Raw genomic sequence first — 20650 nt, 5'->3', positions numbered from 1 at the left:
TATGAAAAACAAAAAAAACATATATATCTTACTACCTCTTGTTTTACTTGTTTGGGGTGCTGTCCTATTTCAGCTTTTTTCATTTACTAATCCAGATGAGACTACAGCGCCAGATAATCCAGAATTTACTTTTAAGCCAATTAAAATTAATAAAAGAGAATCTTTTACTATCAATGTCAATTACAGAGATCCATTTTTAGGCAAAATGTACGTCAATGAAACCAATTCAAAGCCTCAAAAAAAACATGCAACGGCACCTAAAATAGCAAAACAGGCAGAAGCTTTGGTATGGCCAAAAATCATTTATAAAGGTGTAATTGCTGATTCTAAAGGAAAAAACACTCTTTATATACTTCTTATAGATAACAAAACCCATTACATGAAAATTGGAGATACTGAAAATGAAATTTTTCTAAAATCTGGTGATAAAGAATCTATATATGTCAAGTATAAAGGTAACCTTAATATTATAATGCTTCAGGATTGAAACTAAAACTGAAAATAAAATCTGGTGCCTTACAATTTACAGTCTTTATTGCTGTATTAATTGCTCTATTGTTAGCGGGATTGGTTTTATATGCCTATACTTTTATTTACATGAAAGAGCAATCAAAAGGAGCTATTGAAAATATTCAAATTGCTGATATTGGAATTCAATCACTTTTAGAGCAAAAAGAATTAAATACTGATACCGCCAAAATTGATTTTCTAAAAAAGGAAAATCAAACCATTAAAACACACCTGTCCCAATGGGGAATATTTCAAAAAGGCATTACAATAACGCAATTTAGAAAAAAAACGTTTGTCAAAACTGCCATTATCGGTTCTATGCTAACAGCAGATAAATCTCCTACTCTCTACCTGCAGGAAACCCACAATGCATTAACTGTTGTCGGAAATACAAAAATAAAAGGCATAGCCTATCTTCCTCGTCAGGGAGTAAACTCTGGATACATAGCCGGAAATAGTTATTATGGTTCCCAACTAATTTATGGTAAAAATGAAAAAAGTACTGCTGAACTTCCAAAACTAGAGAAAAGTTTAATAGATGCGGTCAATTTCTATTTAAAAGAATATAAAATAGTTCGTCAAGAAGATTATATAAACTTGAATTCAGGTTTAAAAATCACCAATTCTTTTAAAAATAAAACAAAAGGATTTTCCTCTGCAAATGCTATAGTTCTAGAAAACAAGATACTTTCTGGAAACATTTTAATTAAATCTGAAACTTCTATAAAAATCAAGAAAACTGCTCTACTTAAAGACGTAGTTCTAATAGCCCCTATTATTGAAATAGAAGATGAGACTTCAGGATGCTTTCAGGCAATTGCCTCAAGAAAAATTATAATGGGAAAAAAATGTGATTTATCATATCCCTCTGCATTAATGCTTTATCAAGATAACAAAAATGCCGAAGCAGAAAGTCCTAGTTACAGTATAACTCCAGACAATCAAATTTTTATAGATACTGGAAGCATTATAAAAGGCAGTGTAATTTATCTTCAGACAAAAGAAAAATCAGATTTTCTTACTCAGATTGTTTTAGAAAAAGATTCAAGAATAAAAGGACAAATATACTGCAATGGTAATTTTGATATTCGAGGAACCGTTTCTGGTTCTGTATACACTAAACAATTTGTAGCCAACCAGGCAGGATCTATTTTTGTGAATCATGTTTATAATGCAACTATCGAAAACGAAAATATTCCTGAAATTTACGGCGGTATCATTTTAGAACAACAACCTAAAACTGTTTTAAAATGGTTATACTAAAAAAAATAAAATCGGCTACATTAATTGAAGCTGTTGTTGCAACTGTTTTAGTTGTCATCATCTTTATTATTTCCAGTTTAATATTGAATAATCTAGTTTTTAATACTTTTTCTAAAAACACTCATAGTGTAGAGACCAGAATAAGTGAATTAGAATATGAAGTTCAAAACAATATTATAAAACTGCCCTATCAAGAAAATTTTAAAGATTGGAATATCAATATTGAATTAGAAAACATTTCATCAAAAAAAATAATTTCTCTTTCGGCGGTTAACAGTACTTCTGGGAAAGAAATTACAAAACAGCAAGTTGTATGGCTCCAAGAAAATTAAAATCATTTACACTCTCTGAGTTAATAGTGGTTATGATCATAACAGCTATTGTTGTTGGAATGGCTTTCAGTGTTTTAAGAATTGTTCAGAAGCAAATACACACTATTCAGACTAATTTTGAAAAAACAAGTACACTAGCACTTTTTGAACAAAAACTGTGGCAGGATTTTAATGAAACCCATACTATAATTTATGACAATAGTAGACAAACTCTAATAATGACTTCAGAAATTGATACTGTAACCTATTCTTTTCAAGAAAATTTTAGTCTTAGAAACCAAGATACTATCAAACTGAAAATTATTCCAAACAAAGCTTTATTTAAAGGAAAAGAAATAATTTCCGGGCCAATAGATGCCTTGTCAATATTAGCAGAAACAGAATTACCAGATTATCGAATTTTTGTTTCGAAAAAAAATGATTTAACCTTTTTTATGAATCAGGAAGATGGCCTTTAAGATCGAAAACACCCCAAATAAAAAAACTGTTAAGCCAAAGAGTTCTAATAGTATCGAAACATTATTAAAAAAAGAAATAACACTTTTTGGAGAGAGTTTCAATAATAAAAAAAAGCAGGCTTTTTATCTCGAGTTAGCCGTATTGCTAAAAGCTGGAGTTAGTTTTAAAGAAGGATTATCATTGATAATTGAATCATTAAAAAAAAGTGCTGACAAAACTTTAATACAGAATATTTTAAATGATGTTGTAAACGGAAAACCATTTTCTGATGCAATGCGTGCGTCAAAATCATTTACGGAATATGAATATTATTCCATCCAAATTGGTGAGGAGACAGGAACTACAGCACAAGTATGCCAAGAATTAGGTCATTTCTTTGAACGCAAAAATGAGCAAAAAAGAATTATAGTCGCTGCCCTCACCTACCCTTCTATTGTATTAAGTACGGCTGTACTGGTAGTTATATTTATGCTCAGTTATGTGGTTCCTATGTTTCAGGATATATTCAAACAAAATAACATGGAGTTACCTGTTTTGACTCAATTCATTGTAAAATTATCTATCTGGACAAAAACTTACGGTTTCTATTTTCTATTGGGTCTACTTGTTTTTATTTCTTCTACTCAATTTTTTAAAGACAATCATAAATACAAAAAAGCGCTTCATTTTTTTCTGGTAAAAATTCCTGTTTTGGGACCTTTTATGACCAAAGTTTACTTAGCACAATTTACTCAGGCAGTTACGCTGTTAACAACAGCTAAGGTTCCGCTTTTAAACAGCATACAAATGGTAAAAAAAATGATTCAGTTTGTTCCCTTACAAGAAGCTTTGGAGCAAGTCGAAAATAGTATCCTAAAAGGAAACAGTCTTAGCTCTAGCCTAAAGAACACTCCCCTTTTTGATAACCGAATCATATCGCTTGTAAAAGTAGCAGAAGAAACCAACCAAACCGAATATGTTTTCAAACAGTTAAGCGAGCAATATAATCAAGAAGTAGTCCAGCAATCTAAAGTTATGACAACCGTTTTAGAACCTTTTATTATTCTTTTTGTGGGAGTATTAGTGGCTGTTTTATTAGTTGCTATGTATTTGCCAATGTTTCAGTTGAGTAGTGCGATTGGGTAGTAAAAAATAAAATTTAGAAGAGTTATTCACATTAAAATACTACAAAAAACACACCTAACACCCTTATTTTGCTATAATTTCCTATTATTAAATTTAAATTATTAACTTTTTTTTTACAATATCGAAATTTAAACAATTTTTTTAATAGAATTATTCATTAGTTTTGGGAAACAAAAATCTAAACCAATTCCTAATCAGCCAATGAAAAAAATTTTATTAATCAGTTTAATTTTTATTTCTCTATTTGCTCATAGTCAAGACAGAATAGATATTCCGTCACCTCAAACTTATGATTTCATTAGGTATGGAAACATTCCAGTTTCACAGTACACTGGATCATTAAATTTATCAATACCTATTTACAAGTACTCTGATAACGATTTCTCATTTGGGGTTGATATTAATTATAATTCTTCAGGTTTCAAGCCTAACAAGCGATCAAGTGCAGTTGGATTAGACTGGTATATAAATGCAGGAGGAAGTATAACTCGATCAATAGAAGGTTTACCGGATGACGTGGTTGACCAATCAATAACTTGCAGTGGTTGTTTGGAAGTTATTACTTCTGGTTATTATGCCTTAGCAAAACAAAAGGCCTTTCTTAATAGAAGTTTAAATACTTCTGATTATGTATTTCTACCTGATATTAAAATAAGGTACAATTCAAAAAATTATGAAACAAGTCCAGATATGTTCAATTTCAATTTTATGGGATATTCTGGAAAATTTTTCTTTGATCTCAATGGTGAAGTTCGTGTCATAGCAGACGGAAATTTTAAGGTTGACTTAAGTAAATTTGCAGCTCAAAGATGTAATGCTGCTACGCATGAATCTGAATTGGTCGATTCTGAAATCACAATAACTGATTCTAAAGGTTATGTTTACACATTTGGAGGAAGTAAAAAATATTTAGAATATTCAATGGGGCTGGATTTAGATCACGACTATGGGCTGGCACCAAAAATTACCTCATGGAATTTACGAAAAGTTAAAGCTCCTAATGGACGAGAACTTATATACGAATACAAAAACTTCAACAATCCATCTGGAACCACAAGTGACACTCAACATTATTTGCTTAATGCTGGAAACTGGTTCAATTTATCCTATAATGAAACTACAGGCCAAGGATTAGGAGGACCTAGATCCGGAAGATACCATACTGCAACAAAAACTTCTTATCTTGAAAAAATTATTATTGATAAAACAACAATTAATTTTGACTATGTTGAAAATGATTTCACTTTTTACAATACAAGTGATTTAGGCAGTATAGGATTAAACCAAAGGTTCAATCAAAAAAATCTAAAACTTAATGCGATACAAGTTAAATATGATACTCAATCAGTAAAAGAGTTTAATTTTAAATATCAAAATTATTACAATAGGGTATTTTTAACAGATATTGAAGAGAAATTTGGAAATCCTTATAAGTTCACTTACAAACAAAATCAAATTCTGCCCAACCCACTTACAAACAGTAAAGATTACTGGGGTTTTTGGAATGGTGGAAATGATACTGGCGAATTACAGCTACCTACTTTTAACTTCAGCCAAAGCGGCGATATTCAATACACTTCAAGTATACAAGAACCAAATTCTTATTCAAATACCGCAGTATTAACTTCTGTTACTTACCCAACAAAAGGAACATCTGAGTTTGAATATGAACTCCATTCGTATTCAAAAAAATTAGAACGAAAATCAGATAATAACTTCTTTCCAAAGTTATATGACTATACTAATGTTCCAATTGCTGGTGGAATCAGAGTTTCAAAAATTACAGATAACGATGCTAAAGGAAACATAAGTAGTCGCGAATTTAAATATATCCAAAATTATAACAATGCAACTCCCGGAATATCTAGTGGTATTGTAAATTTTTGGCCAAAATATGTAACCAGAATGACTTTTGTAAGACCTGCATCGTCTGGTTGGATTGGCGCATTAGTTTATTATAATTACCCTGCTTCTCAATGGAGGATATATACTCTCACTGGTAACAATATTGGTTATATGAACTATAATGATAATTACATTACTTATTCTGAAGTTGCAGAAGTTTATCAAAATGGCGGATTTAAAATTTCAAAATTTAATACCAACATTAGTAATCCTGATATAACTAATCTTCAGTCAGCTGACCTGAATACTTTTTTAGCAAATCCTGATAATAAATCACATGTCATGAATGCTCTTCGTTTTGATGACACTTCAATAGAAAGAGGAAAATTAAAAGAATTAAGTATATTTAACTCTAACAAGAAAAAAGTAAGCAGTACTTCTTATTTTTATAACGAAAACCCTAGTCGTTTTAATCAATATAGTTCTGGAGACAACTGGGCAATGGATTTTAGTCATAGTTATAGAATATTCAGTTATCAATACAATATCTCAAAAAAAATCACAACAACTTATGATAATGATGAGTTGAATCCTATTACAATTGTTGACGAGACAGAATACAACCCTATCAATAATCTTATTAAAAAAACTAAATCAACAAATAGTAAAGGGCAAGAGTTCTCGACTTATTACAAGTACCCATCGGATTACAATACAAATCTAAAATACATTGTTGATTGTGTAGCTTATAGAAAACAATGCGAAATAGATAACAAGTATAAGTGCGGAACAGATCAAAACTGTTATAACGTTTGGTGTCAGTGTCAAACTGAAAACAACTATATCTTAAATGGTTTTGCCTATGTTTTAAAAGCAATGAATGATAATAACCTGCAATTTCCTATAGAAGTAAAACAGACATTAAATGATGGAACAGAAAAAGTTATTTCATCTTCATTAACAGAGTATGTATATGATAATACCAATATCGTAAAATCAAAAATATATAATCTTGAACGATCAAATACAGCTTTTGTAGACTCTTATTTAAAAGAAAGCAAACCTGTGCTTGACTTTACAAAATCCGTTAATTATTTTGAGGATGTAACTTTTAAAAGCTACTACTCAAATGGAAATCTAAAAGAGGTTAGTAAAAAAGACGGTACATCGACTGTATATATATGGGGATACAGCCAAACAAAGCCAGTTGCAAAAATCGAAAATGCAAGTTCGGCACAGGTAGATCCTTACATTACTACTATTCAAAACCTCTCAAATGGATCTGACGAGCAATCATTGATAACTGAGCTTAATAAATTGAGAATCAATTTGCCAAATGCAATGATAACAACTTATACCTATAAACCATTAATTGGCTTAAGTACAACTACAGATCCTAAGGGTTATATTACAACTTATGACTATGATGAGTTAAATCGATTAAAACTTGTTAAAGATGCTGAGGGAAATATAATTTCTGAAAACGCTTATAAATATAAAAACTAACAGTACGATGATAAATCAATTAAAATACTCACTTATACTATTGTTTTTTATTGGTAATGCATTTTATGCTCAAACTCCTAAAACTATAGAAAAAACAGATTATACAATTACATCAAGCAGTGGTCCACAAGTTCTTATTGCAACTGAAAGTATAATAATTAAGCCAACTTCTATAATCCAATCTGGGAGTGACTTTACGGCGAGAATTTCATCAGATGACTACACTGCACTAATATTTAGTAATGAAAACTATATATTTAACCGCAGTTATCAAAAAGCTCTGAAAAGCAGTGCTGAAATCACCTCAAATAAGGATGTAATTGAAGATATAACTTATTTTGACGGCTTGGCTAGACCAATGCAAAAAATTGCCATAAAAGCATCTCCATTCTACAAAGATGTTGTAACTCGTCTTGAATATGATAATATTGGAAGAAAAAGTAAAGACTATTTACCTTACATTGACAATGTTGATTCTTCTGCATCATACAGAAATAATTCAGAGACAAACACAAACAATTATTATAAATTGAATTATCCCTCGGATGTTAATAGTGCTAATCCAAATCCTTTTTCTCAAAAAAAGTTTGAAGATTCTCCTTTAGATCGTGTTTTATTAAAAGCTTCTCCAGGTTTTGACTGGGCTTTAGGCAATGGACATGAAATTAAAAATGTCTATCAAACCAATGCTTTAAATGAAGTAAAATTGTTTAAAGTTAGTTTGACTCAACAATCGGATGTATATATTCCCACACTTTCTTTAGTTGGTTATTATGATATAGGTCAGCTATACAAAACAATAATTAAAGATGAAAACTGGGTAAGCGGTACCAATAACACCGTAGAAGAATTTTCAGATAAAGATGGGCGTCTTATACTAAAAAAGACTTATGGTTTATCAGTAATAAATGGTGTAGAAACTAATACTCCTCATGAAACCTATTATATTTATGATGATTATGAAAATCTTAGTTTTGTATTATCTCCAAAAGCCGATGGAAATATAACCGATGCTATATTAAATGACTTATGCTATCAATACAAATACGATACAAAAAATAGACTTGTAGAAAAAAAACTGCCTGGAAAGGATTGGGAATTTATCATTTATGATAAATTAGACAGAACCATTTTAACTCAGGATGGAAATTTACGAACAAATCGCAAATGGTTATTTACCAAGTATGATGCTTTTGACAGAGTTGTTTATACTGGCGAATATACAGATAATGTAAATCTAACTAGAAGTACTGTTCAAACAGCTGCTAATAATAATGCTAATCTTTTAGAAACAAGAACTACTACATCGACCACAATTGGAACATCTTCTGCCAATTACACTAATAATTCATTTCCTACAGGTACGGTACTGAATACAAGTATAAATTTATTCACCGTTAATTATTATGATAATTATAGTAATCTAGGAACAGAATTAGATGGAGGCACAGCTGTTGATTCATACAATACAACACCTATTACAAATGCAAAAGGATTAAACATTTGTTCTAAAACTCGAGTTTTAGGAACTAACAGCTGGATTACAGATGTAAAATATTACGATGTAAAAGGAAGACTAATATACAGCTACAATAAGAACAACTATCTTAATATTGTAACTACTCTAAAAAATCAGCTCGATTTTGGTGGCAAAACATTAGAAACTGTCACTACACATCAAAAACTTAACCAGCCATTAGTTACGATAAAGGATTCATTTTCGTATGATCATATGGGAAGGGTTTTAACTCAAAATCAAAAAATAAACAGCCAAACCGAAGAAAAAATTGTTTCAAACACTTACGATGATTTAGGTCATTTAATTACAAAAAATGTAGGCGGAAAAATATCTCAACCTGCGTTGCAAAATGTTAATTTGACTTATAATATTCGTGGCTGGTTAAAAACCATAAATGATTCAGATACTGATAATAATAACTTAACCGTATCTGGTAATGATTTATTTGGTTTTCAGATAAATTACAATGATAGCAGTTCAGGTAAATTGTATAATGGAAACATTAGTCAAATATTATCTAGAACAGCTAATATAGATTCCAGCATAAAAAAATACAATTACACATATGATAGTTTAAACAGATTAAAACATGCCGACGATAATTCAACCAATAATCCAGGCAGATACAATGAAGAAATAAACTATGATAAAAATGGTAATATAAACCGTTTAGTTAGATTTGGAAATCTAGATTATAATGCAGCCACATTTGGAAAAATGGATGAGTTAACCTACACCTATGATAATGGCAATAAAATTGTTAAAGTTGAAGATTTATCGCCAAGCAATGAAGGTTTCAAAAATGGCAGTACAGCGGCAAAAGAATATGATTACGATCTTAATGGAAACTTGACCATCGATTTAAATAAAGGTATTGGCACATCTTCCACACAAGGTATATTCTATAATCATCTAAACCTGCCTGTTAAAATAATCCTTACAACAGGAACTATAGATTATGTTTATGATGCAAATGGAATAAAACAAAGCAAGACAATAAACGCAAATGATATAACGGAATACGCCGATGATTTTGTATACGAAAATTCAATTTTAAGATTTTTTCATCATCCAGAAGGTTATGCAGCAAATAATGCAGGAACTTTTGATTATATTTATCAATACAAAGATCATCTGGGAAATATTCGCTTAAGCTACGGCGACAAGGACAACAATGGCAGTATAACTAATTCTGAAATTATTGAAGAGAACAACTATTATCCCTTTGGTCTAAAACAAAAAGATTTCAATAGTGCATTTGTTTTAGGAAAAGGAAATAGCGCAGGACAAAAATATAAATTTGGAGGAAAAGAATTGCAAGACGATAACATTGGAGGTCTACAACTCAATACCTACGACTTTAGTGCTAGAAATTATGATCCTGGCATTGGACGATTTACAACAATGGATCCGTCATCAGAAAGTTATAAAGCTTTATCTCCATTTAATTATGTTAACAATAATACTATAAACAATATTGACCCTGACGGCAGGGATATTATAGTATTAAGTGCTCCCGCACACGTTCATAATCTAGGACATGCAGCTGTTTTAATTGGAAACCCTAAAACTGGTTATTATTATTATTCTAAAAATGGTACTACAAAACACAAAGGATCATATGGACCATCTGATAAAAACCCAGTTAAAGGCAAATATGTTGGAAGTTTAAAAAATTTCTTATTAAGCAAAGATAATAGAGATAAAGAAGGTTCGTACACACGCCTTTATGAGATTAAAACAGATGCTAAAACTGACAAACAAATGAAAGAAGCCGCAGCAGAAGCTGTAGATAGCGATTATAATGTTTTATATGCAAGCTGTATTGATGTAGCCTCCCGTGCTTTAGTTGCCGGCGGATTAAATCCTGGATATACCCCTGATGCATATAATCCAAATACTTATTTAACTTCAATTCCAAATCTGCGTATGAGTTATATCATAAATAATAATCGTGGAGGAAGAGTAATACATTTACCAAATCTTCCCCCTAAACCACAATATAAAGTTATTGTAGGGCCGCTTGAATAAATCTATTAATTAAAAAAAATGTCATGAAGCTTAAAACTTTTCTGGATCACTCGCTTAAAAAAAAAGAGTCTTTAAGTGTTTTATTGTGCATACTGATTTCAATATCTAGTTTTTCTTGCAATTTCTTTGTTGAAAATGGCGGTATTGGAGTGAGCACAAGTATAGAAGAATCAAAAACAAGAGCTGTTTTTATTAAAGAATATGCAACGAGTAAAAAACAGTATAAGATTAATGATACTTTATCAATAAATGTTAAATCTGCATGGTTAGAATATCAGTGGAGATATTCAGGAGCAGAAAACGAAAAAGCAGAAATAGTTAACAATAAATATCAATTAATTATAGTTAGTGATAAAGAAAGTTTAAAAGGATATTACTCTACATGGTTTATTGGATCTGATTACACAGATAAGGATGCTTTTTATAAAGGGTATCAAAATAATATTATTATAAGTCTTGATACATTGCCTAAAAAAAGAACCATCGAATGGAAAGTTCAGAGTTTACAAAATACCAACCAAGGTCCTAAAGCTGAAATAGTTTTAGGAAATCTTGCTTTGAACAAAATCAATAAGTAATTTGAAAATATTTTCTTCGTAGATATAAAGCTATAAACTCAATAAAAATTTTGATTAAAAAAACCTCGTAATTATACGAGGTTTTTTTGTTCATTATATTCCTGCAAGACTCAAATTGCAAATCCATTCTACAAGATTTTGTGACTGTTTTTTAGTAGTAATGATGTTTACCAAGATTCGAATTTAGCACCACGATTGGATTACTTTTTAAATAAAACCATTATTAACAATGAACAATACATTGTTAATATATTACAACAAATTTTAACATTTTTGAACTTTGTTTTAATTATATTTGATTTTTCTTACAAAAAAAAGTTAGTAAAACGATAAATCAATATGCCTAAAATTTCTACTCTAAAATTTCTTTTTTTAGTTGCTTTAATAACAAATTCAGCTATTTCTCAAGTTACCAACAACCTACCCAATTATTTCCCTGTTAGTCCAAACGCAGCATCTTTTGCAAAACAGGGCTTATTTCCTGTAGATTATTCAACAGGAAAATTAAACGTCAATATTCCGCTTTATACGATAAAAGCCAAAGAATTGACTGTACCTATAGGTCTTAGTTATAACACTTCTGGGATACAATTGGACGAGCTAGCTTCTTGGGTGGGCTTAGGATGGAATTTAAATGCTGGTGGAGCAATTGTAAGAAATGTAAAAGGCATACCAGATGTTGGTACTGTTCCTGATCTTACAAATTTAGCTTTTACAGATGCCAATTACCGAATATTATACAACTCATTTCGCGGTGAGCAAGTAGATACTGCTTATGATGAATTTATAGTAAACGCTCCTGGACTCTCAGGAACTTTTTATTATGTAGACAATAAACCTGTTTTTAGAGATCTGCAAAACACTATGGTGAAAACCTCTTCAGTTAATAACGGACTTTTTACAAATACTCCATCTATTGAAGTAACAAAAGATGATGGTACTATTTATCGATTTGGGCAAAGTTTGGACGGATATAATGCATATGAAATGGTTCGTAATGTAACTGCTTTTTACAAACCAGATTATATTTCTTCATGGTTTTTAACTGAAATTATTCCTGCAAACAGCAAAAGTCCTAATGATGTTATTTCATTCAAATACAAATCCATAGACTATACCAGAGATTATGAAATTGTTACAGGAGAAACCTTAATAAGCAGCAGTGTTCTTGCTTCATGTAATACGGTTTTAAAATCAATTTTTCCAGGCGCTACAAATACGAGTAAACAATACCTAACTTCTATAAACTTTAGTAATGGAGTAATAGATTTTTCATCAACAAAAACGAGAGAGGATCTTGTTGATGATTTCAAACTAGACAAAATAAGTATATACAGTTTAAAAAATGCTGTAAAAACTTTAATTCAAGAATATAGTTTTGATTACACTTACTATGATAGATCTGGCGGATCTATAACATCTGCAGCTGAAGGAGATTATAATAGTGCAAGAAACTTTAGCAGTAGAAGGAAATCCTTAAAACTAAACCAGATTATAAATAACACTCTCAATGTAAAACATACTTTTGAATATGATGGTACATCACTACCTGAAAGAGGGACAACGCGGAAAGATTACTGGGGATATATAAATGGAAACACGGGTAATTTATCGCCTCCAACAATTGTGCAACGAATATCCGATTATGCTAATCAAAGTGCAACATGTACTGTTGGTAATGGGAATCGTTCTGCAAATGAAACTTTAATGCAATCTGGTATATTGAAAAAAATAACCTATCCAGAAGGCGGCTATACAGTTTTTGAATATGAAGCTAATAAGTATTACAAGAACATATCAACCCCTATTATCAATTATAGATCTGAAACCGCAATTGCATATGGACGTAATTGCAATATAACAAATCTGCCTTCTTCTCAAACTATTCCTTTTACTCCAAATTCTTCGTATATTTCCGGAAGCGGAAAAATAACTTATTCTTTTACGGAAGCTACACAAGAGTCTGGAGGAACTACAAGAGTTGTATATGATGGAGTAATTTATAACAGACCTTTATATTCTGGTGGGAAATTTCCAGGCCAAACCGTTACATTTGCTGCTGATTTTGGAATATCCACACACACTCTAAGTGCTTATGAGTATCGCTCTGGTCAGGTATCTGCTTATGGTTGTCCAATTACCTATATTACGGCTTCATGGCAGGAAAATGGAGGCTCTCAGACATCTTTAGTAACTAAACTTGTGGGCGGATTGCGTATTGCATCTATCAAAAGTTATGATGGCAAAAGTGCCAATCCTTCGTTTACAAAACTTTACAAGTATGAGAACGAAAATGTATTAGTTGAAGAAGGCAATGGAAGTTATGTCAGAGGTGTATTTGCTGAAGACAGAAAAAGTGATGCTATGCCAATTTTTTCTACTTCTTCGATCTTTGATAATAATATGGGAGGCTCACCTTCTATTACTTATGGAAAGGTAACTGAAATAGATTCAAATAATAGCACACAGCAAAACGGAAAAACTGAATATTATTATGAAAACATACCTATAACTCGTCTTTTTGACATTTCGGGTGCCAACTTACCAACAATATTTAAAAATCCTGCTTTTAATACCATGCTTTCTTTTAATATCGGGGCCACTCTAAATCTCATGAATACTTTTGGTTTTTATAAAAATGATCTGTGGAACCAAGGCTCGTTACTTAGAACAGATACTTACAAAAATGATGGTATAACGCCAAATAAATTCAAAAAAATTAAAAGTGTTGAAAATAGATATACAATACTAAAACAGTCTAGCCTACCTTATAATGTTGTTTTCAATAATTTCCCGTCACAAGTGCATCCTGGAGATTACCCACTTTCATTTGCTACACCATATAATCAAGGCAGTGACTTTTATTCTGGGCAGTTTTATTATGCGATGGGTAAAACCTCACAGGGAAAAAAACAGATTACCACCACTATCGAGACGGACTATGACGAAAATGAAGTTGCAACAGCACAAAAAACAACTACTTACAGCTATGAAAATCCTGCCCATTACCAGCTGACCAAAACAGAAACGATAAACAGCAAACTGGAAACACTGAGAACACAGCTGAGCTATCCTCAGGATTTGATTTCAACAGGACAGACGGCAGAAATGCAGCAGCTGGTAAACCAGAATAAAATTGACAAGCCCATAAAAACAGAAACTTTTGTCAATAATGTGCAGACTTCAGAATCTATCACTAAATATGAGCAGAGCAGCGCGACAGGCAGTCTGCTTTTGCCTAAAGAAATGCATTCCTCAAAAGGATTAGTAGAAACTTTTCCTTTTAATGATGCCAACCGTAAAATAAAGTTCAATTTATATGATACTGATGCGGTTAGCGGAACCGCTTACGGCAATGGAAATGTTATAGAATATAGCGTAGAAAACGGCACCCCAGTTTCCATTATCTGGGGCTACAATAAATCGCAGCCGATAGCAAAAGTGGAAAACGCAGTGTACAGCCAGGTTGCGCCTTATGTCGCAACCCTGCAGAGCCTTTCAAACACGGGCACTGAAGCAGATCTAATCGCTGCGCTTAATGCATTGAGATCGGCACTGCCAAATGCCATGGTAACCACCTACACTTATCTTCCGCTTGTCGGGGTAAGCACCATTACCGATCCTAAAGGCGACAAAATTACCTATAGCTATGACAGTGCCGGAAGACTTCAGTTTGTAAAAGATGCACAGGGCAATCTAATTTCTGAAAACCAGTATCACTATAAAAACTAATATACGCGATGAAAAATATTTTAAAACATTTAACTGTACTGTTGGTTTTTATTTCCTTTAAAGCTACCGCACAGATTCCTGCAAACATTACTAAAAGCAACTATACCGTAACAGGATCAGAAACACTGATCGCTACACAGAGCATTACATTACAGCCGAACACTTTGATTCAGGCAGGAAGCACTTTTTTAGCGACTGTTAATCCGGATTCCTATATCGCACCCACTTTTTCAAATGAAAATTACATCTTCACCAGAACGTTTCAAACGCCGATGGCAAGTTCGGCGGGAATTTCCAACAATAAAGATGTAAAGGAAGGCATCACCTATTTTGACGGTTTAGGCAGGCCGATGCAGTCCATTGCCATTAAAGCTTCTCCAAGCAAGGAAGATCTGGTAACAGCTGTAGCCTATGACGGCTTTGGAAGGCAGGATAAAGACTATCTGCCCTACATGGCCACTGGAACCGTTGCCTCATACAGAATAGGAGCCGAAACAGCCGCCAATAATTATTATATTGCCAATTATGCTGCAGACATTAGCAGCAGCGTTCCTAACCCTTTTTCAAAGAAAGTTTTTGAAGATTCACCCTTAAACCGCATTTTGGCGCAGGCAGCGCCCGGAAGCGCTTGGGCAGAAGGATCGGGACATGAAGTAAAATCGGCCTACCTTGCCAATGCCGCTGCAGACAATGTAAAATTATTTACCGCAGTGACTGCATGGAATGCTTCACAAGGAATATATGATATTGCTCTTGGCAATAGCGGAGCCAACGTGTATTATGCCGCCAACCAGCTTTATAAAACAGTCATTAAAAATGAGAACTGGACTTCTGGAACCAATAACACCACTGAAGAATTTAAGGACAAAGAAGATAGAATAGTGCTTAAAAAGACATACGGGAATTCTATGGTAAATGGAGTCTTAACCAATGTTCCGCACGAAACCTATTATGTTTATGACATTTATGGCAATCTAACCTATGTCATTCCGCCAAAAGCAGACGGCGCCATTACAGCAGCTGTTTTAAACGATCTATGCTACCAGTACAGATACGATTCCCGAAACCGTCTGGCAGAGAAAAAGCTGCCGGGAAAAGACTGGGAATATATCGTCTACGACAAACTGGACAGGCCCGTACTTACGCAGGATGCCAATTTAAAGGCTTCCAACAAATGGCTTTTTACCAAATATGACGCTTTCAGCAGACCAGTTTACACAGGGGACTATACCGCTGCCCTATCACGTACGCAGGCACAGGCAGCAGCAGATGGCTCAGCGATACTTGAAAGCAGAACAGCTGGGGTTTTAACAATTAATGGAACAGCAGTAAATTACACCAATAATGCTTTTCCAAACACGAGCATTGATCTGTTTTCCATCACTTATTATGATGATTACAGCGGCATTGATCTGGACGGTGGAACCGCGGCTGTATCTTACGGCGTTACTCCCCTTACTAATGCCAAAGGGCTTGCAACCTGCTCTAAAGTAAGGGTATTGGGAACAAACAGCTGGATTACAAGCGCAAGCTATTACGATTCAAAAGGAAGAGCGATTTATAATTACAGCAAAAACAATTATCTGGCAGTGACAGGGACGGTAAAAACAAAGCTTGATTTTGCAGGCAAAGCTTTAGAAACTGCAAGCACGCATAAAAAAGGAAGCAATGCAGAAATTATCATTACTGATGTTTTTGAATATGACCATACAGGACGTCTGCTGGCTCAAAAGCAGAGCATAAACGGACAGGCTCAGGAAGTCATTGCTCAGAATGCCTACGATAACTTAGGGCAGCTGAAAACAAAAGCAGTTGGAGGGAAAATAACCCAATCGCGTCTGCAGAATATGGATTACAGCTACAATATAAGAGGTTGGCTTAAAGGAATAAACAATGTAAATGCACCGGGAAGCAGCCTGTTTGCCTTCCAGATCAATTACAATACTCCTACATCGGGAACGGCGCTGTATAATGGAAACATAAGCCAGACTTTCTGGAAGACAGCAAATGCGGACAGCAGTCTGAAAGGCTACACTTATGCCTATGACCATTTAAACCGCCTGACTCAGGCAGCAGACAATTCTGCACTGAACCCAGGCAGATACAATGAAAACCTGAGCTATGATAAAAACGGAAACATCATGAGCATCCTCAGATTAGGAAATACCAATCCTGCTGCCACGGCATTCGGAACTATGGACAATCTTGCCTATACTTATGATGCTGGAAACAGGCTTACCAAAGTGGAAGATGCTTCTGGGAATACTGAAGGCTTTAATAATGGAAGCAATACGGCAACAGAATATACCTACGATAATAACGGTAATATGAAAACCGATGCCAACAAAGGCATTACGGCTGTAGCGTATAATCATTTAAATCTCCCTGTCACTGTAAATATGGCAGGCGGAACCATAAATTATGTGTATGATGCATCAGGCGTAAAACAGCGTAAAATCGTAAGCACTGGCAGCACCACCGATTATGCCGGCAGCTTTATTTACGAGAACAACACATTGAAACAGTTTGGACAGCCGGAAGGATACGTTGCAAACAGTTCAGGAAATTATAGCTATATTTACCAGTACAAAGACCACTTGGGCAATATACGTTTGAGCTTTCAGGACAAAGACAATAACGGTGCTGTGAACATTAGCGAAATTGTACAGGAAAACAATTATTATGCCTTTGGGCTGCTGCATAAAGGATATAATGGCGGTATAAATGGTGTGGATAATAAATATAAGTACAACGGCAAGGAGCTTCAGGACGAGCTGGGTCTTAACTTTTACGACTATGGTGCAAGAAATTATGACCCTGCACTTGGAAGATGGACGAACATTGACCCGTTGGCAGAAAAAATGCGTAGATATAGTCCTTATGTTTATTGTTTCAATAACCCATTAATTTTTATAGATCCTGATGGTAGAGATCCGATTATTATTGGAAGAAAGGATTTAGTAACAGGAAAGACACTTACAAATCAACAAATAACTGGTTTAGTATCTAGTCTACAAAAAATCACAAATGACAAACTAGCTTATAATAGCAAGACAGGCACTATAGATATTGCAAAAAGAGGAACTGGTAATCTTAAACTAGGAACAGAGCTTATTAGAGATATAATATCAAGTGATAAAGCTTTAACTATAAACATTGCAACAGGTAAACCTGGAGCATCAACAAGTCCGACAAATGATAATTCAAAAACTCAGGCTGACGCTAGAAATGGCAAAGGAACTGATACCACAATCGATGTAGGAGGTGGTCACTTATATTTAGCAAAAGATAGTAATACTGGTAAGGTTAGTAAAGAGGTTATGTCTCAAACAAACCTTTTCGATCACGAATTAGTTCATAGTTTAGCGTTTTTAAATGGAGAAGTAAAGGACGGAAATGTTCCACATTATTATAAAGATGCTTCTGGTAAAACTCAATCTGAAGTAATCGATAAGGAAGAAGCTTATACAGTAGGTTTTGATGGATTTTATAGACCTGATTCAAAAAAAACTGGTTCATACCCTACAGAAAATTCATTACGTAAAGAACAAGGAGATAAACAAAGAGTTAATTATGGTTTTTAATATCAAAAAAAGTTTATTATTAATTATCCTGTCGATTTTAATAGTAAGTTGTAAGAAGCAAACAATAACTGAAGACTACACTAAATATCCTTTTTATCTATTGGTTAGAGGACCAGGTGAATGTGTATACAAAATATATTTTAATGAATCTGGAAATGGAGAAATAATTAATGGTAAGTCTAAGGATTTTTATAAAAGACCTTTTGAAAAGTTATATTTAGAAAAATCTATAAACTCTTTTAAAATATCTTCAAAAAATGATTTAGATAGTTTAAATTTTGTTATAAATAAAATATCTGATTTACCTTCTCAAATTGGAGGTTTTTCAACGGATGTGAGTAGAAAAGAGTTTTATATAAATGGAATAAAAAAAATGGATGTTTATAGTTGGAGAGTAGAAGATATGAATTCGATAGAACGGTTTTTATATCCCCATTTACCAATAAAAATAAATCCTCAATGTGATTAAACAAACTCAAGGCTATAATGGTGTTGTGAGCTCCCGAGCCCCGAAGAGTTCAACTGAAAAGCTGCGCAAACGTCTCCGACTTTGCGCATTTTTTTTATAGTTGTTAAACTCTATACTTTCTAAAAGTCACAGAGTTACCTATGGATATACTAAAGACGTTGGATGACAAAAATAAAGATAAATGTAATGCAACCGTCGGCGAATTAGAAGAAATTGGTACCATTAGTGACGATGGGCCTCCAGTAAATTTATTCACATATTTTAAAGATGATGTTTTTAATAATCGTAAATACTCGAAAATATAAAAAAGGAGACGGAATATTTAGTGTTTAGACACATGGAGCGCCTGGTCTTATTGAAGATTATATTAATGGTGGTAATATTACTAGCGTAGAAGCATTTGAAAGCATGATGGAAAAAATGAGTCCAAACTGGATAAATGCCAAAGATAAGGCTGGAAATAGTTCTTTATTTGTTTTCATGTAAATCAGGTGATACCAACGATATTAATGGTGTAAATCTGGCTAAAATAATTTCTAAAGCATATCCAAAGATGAGAGTAGTTGCTGCAGAAGGTTATTACAATTATTCAAAATTGAAGAATGGAACTTATAAAATATCAGGAATCGATGCTATAAAAGATTCTGGTGATAATCTAGGATATATGGTCTCATACAAAAATGGTATAAGAGTTCATAGAGAACTTTATACAGATGTCTTAAAAAGAATAAGAAAAAAGTAAAATTATTATTATGAAACAAATTAAAGTTAATCTAATTTTCTTTATTTTATTGTCAATTTTCACTTCTTGTAAAAAAGAAAAAAAAGATGATGAAATAATTATAGAATCAGAAAATTCAGCTAGCTATTTTCAAAAGAAGTTGAAAAATATAGAGCTGATGGATTCTTTAAGTAAAAGAGTTATAGAATATGGAGACACAAAAGCCTATTTTGAAATTCAATCGATCTATAATATTGGCGAACAAAAGCAAACATCAGCATTATATTATTCTCTTATAATGGCTAATAAATATCATTATAACCAAGCTTATTACGACGTATACTATATTTTAAATTCACCAAAAGTTGATAATAAAACAAGAGAAATGGCCAATGAATATCTAAAAAAATATAAGAAAGAAAAATAAACACCCCCTGCTGGCGCGAGCATCTTGCTCGCGAACGCAAAAAAAATCGACAAAAAGGAATCGAATAAATACTAGTCAAAAACCCCGCCAATGACGGGGTTTTGTGCATTTAAAAGGTTTGCATTTTTTTGAAAGAATGCCCCGCTCTGCAAAATGTTCAACTGAAAGCTACACAAATGTCTCTAAACTTTTGAGCATTTTTTACTTGGTATATAATTCATCAAAAAAAATCATTAGTACAATTGCTCCACTCTAAATACTAATTAAAGTAAAAAGCCATTTATCTCGCAATCATTTTTATCATTCCTAAACAGTTCTTTTTCTAATTTCTACCTCATACAGATTTGTTTTAAAACTTTCCATTTTCATTGTTTACAAAATAGAATTATTTTAAAGTTAGCTAAATAGCCAAATACGTTTTATAAAATTTCTTTTTAAGTGCAACAATTTTATAACGCTACCCTATTCAAAAAAATAAATATCAATTTTAATTACAAATTAATTAGGTAACAAATTACATTTTTCAAAGATTACAGGTGTAAGATTTAA

13 protein-coding genes are annotated in these 20650 nt (G+C 32.8%); all 13 read left to right on the top strand.

Translation table 11 applies throughout. The features are described from left to right. Position 1: 1 nt before the first annotated feature. Positions 2–487 (top strand): hypothetical protein, encoded by a 486-nt coding sequence (locus ACWA1F_RS13090; protein WP_456894198.1) that lies wholly within the window; start codon positions 2–4, stop codon positions 485–487. Continuing rightward, on the top strand, positions 484–1773 hold the full coding sequence (locus ACWA1F_RS13085; protein ID WP_456894196.1) for a hypothetical protein: 1290 nt from the start codon (positions 484–486) through the stop codon (positions 1771–1773). Before ACWA1F_RS13090 ends, ACWA1F_RS13085 begins: the two co-directional genes overlap by 4 nt. Then, the gene (locus ACWA1F_RS13080) at positions 1761–2105 is read left to right on the top strand and encodes a hypothetical protein (RefSeq protein ID WP_456894194.1); all 345 of its coding nucleotides are present in this window, start codon (positions 1761–1763) and stop codon (positions 2103–2105) included. Before ACWA1F_RS13085 ends, ACWA1F_RS13080 begins: the two co-directional genes overlap by 13 nt. Beyond that, positions 2087–2563, top strand: a complete 477-nt coding sequence (locus ACWA1F_RS13075; RefSeq protein ID WP_456894192.1) for a PulJ/GspJ family protein — start codon at positions 2087–2089, stop codon at positions 2561–2563. Before ACWA1F_RS13080 ends, ACWA1F_RS13075 begins: the two co-directional genes overlap by 19 nt. Then, a complete protein-coding gene (locus tag ACWA1F_RS13070; protein WP_456894190.1) occupies positions 2553–3689 on the top strand; it encodes a type II secretion system F family protein in 1137 nt (378 codons plus the stop codon). Before ACWA1F_RS13075 ends, ACWA1F_RS13070 begins: the two co-directional genes overlap by 11 nt. Before the next feature lie 201 nt (positions 3690–3890). Beyond that, complete coding sequence (locus ACWA1F_RS13065) at positions 3891–7040, top strand: RHS repeat domain-containing protein (RefSeq protein ID WP_456894188.1); 3150 nt, start codon at positions 3891–3893, stop codon at positions 7038–7040. 7 nt (positions 7041–7047) lie between these two features. Continuing rightward, positions 7048–10590: a DUF6443 domain-containing protein gene (locus ACWA1F_RS13060; protein WP_456894186.1), complete on the top strand. Its 3543-nt coding sequence runs from the start codon at positions 7048–7050 to the stop codon at positions 10588–10590. A 23-nt stretch (positions 10591–10613) separates the two neighbouring features. Then, positions 10614–11168, top strand: a complete 555-nt coding sequence (locus ACWA1F_RS13055; RefSeq protein ID WP_456894184.1) for a hypothetical protein — start codon at positions 10614–10616, stop codon at positions 11166–11168. A 339-nt stretch (positions 11169–11507) separates the two neighbouring features. Next, positions 11508–14900, top strand: a complete 3393-nt coding sequence (locus ACWA1F_RS13050; protein ID WP_456894182.1) for an RHS repeat domain-containing protein — start codon at positions 11508–11510, stop codon at positions 14898–14900. An 8-nt stretch (positions 14901–14908) separates the two neighbouring features. After that, positions 14909–18484, top strand: coding sequence for a DUF6443 domain-containing protein (locus ACWA1F_RS13045; protein WP_456894180.1), 3576 nt, complete (start codon positions 14909–14911; stop codon positions 18482–18484). Then, positions 18474–18953 (top strand): hypothetical protein, encoded by a 480-nt coding sequence (locus ACWA1F_RS13040; RefSeq protein ID WP_456894178.1) that lies wholly within the window; start codon positions 18474–18476, stop codon positions 18951–18953. The genes ACWA1F_RS13045 and ACWA1F_RS13040 overlap by 11 nt, the downstream gene beginning before the upstream one ends. Before the next feature lie 439 nt (positions 18954–19392). Continuing rightward, entirely contained in the window at positions 19393–19695 is a 303-nt protein-coding gene (locus ACWA1F_RS13035; RefSeq protein WP_456894176.1) for a hypothetical protein, read from the top strand. 10 nt (positions 19696–19705) lie between these two features. Beyond that, positions 19706–20101: a hypothetical protein gene (locus ACWA1F_RS13030; protein ID WP_456894174.1), complete on the top strand. Its 396-nt coding sequence runs from the start codon at positions 19706–19708 to the stop codon at positions 20099–20101. Positions 20102–20650 lie beyond the last annotated feature (549 nt).

This window comes from Flavobacterium erigeronis (assembly GCF_054075165.1).
This window is presented reverse-complemented; position numbering and strand designations above follow the sequence as displayed.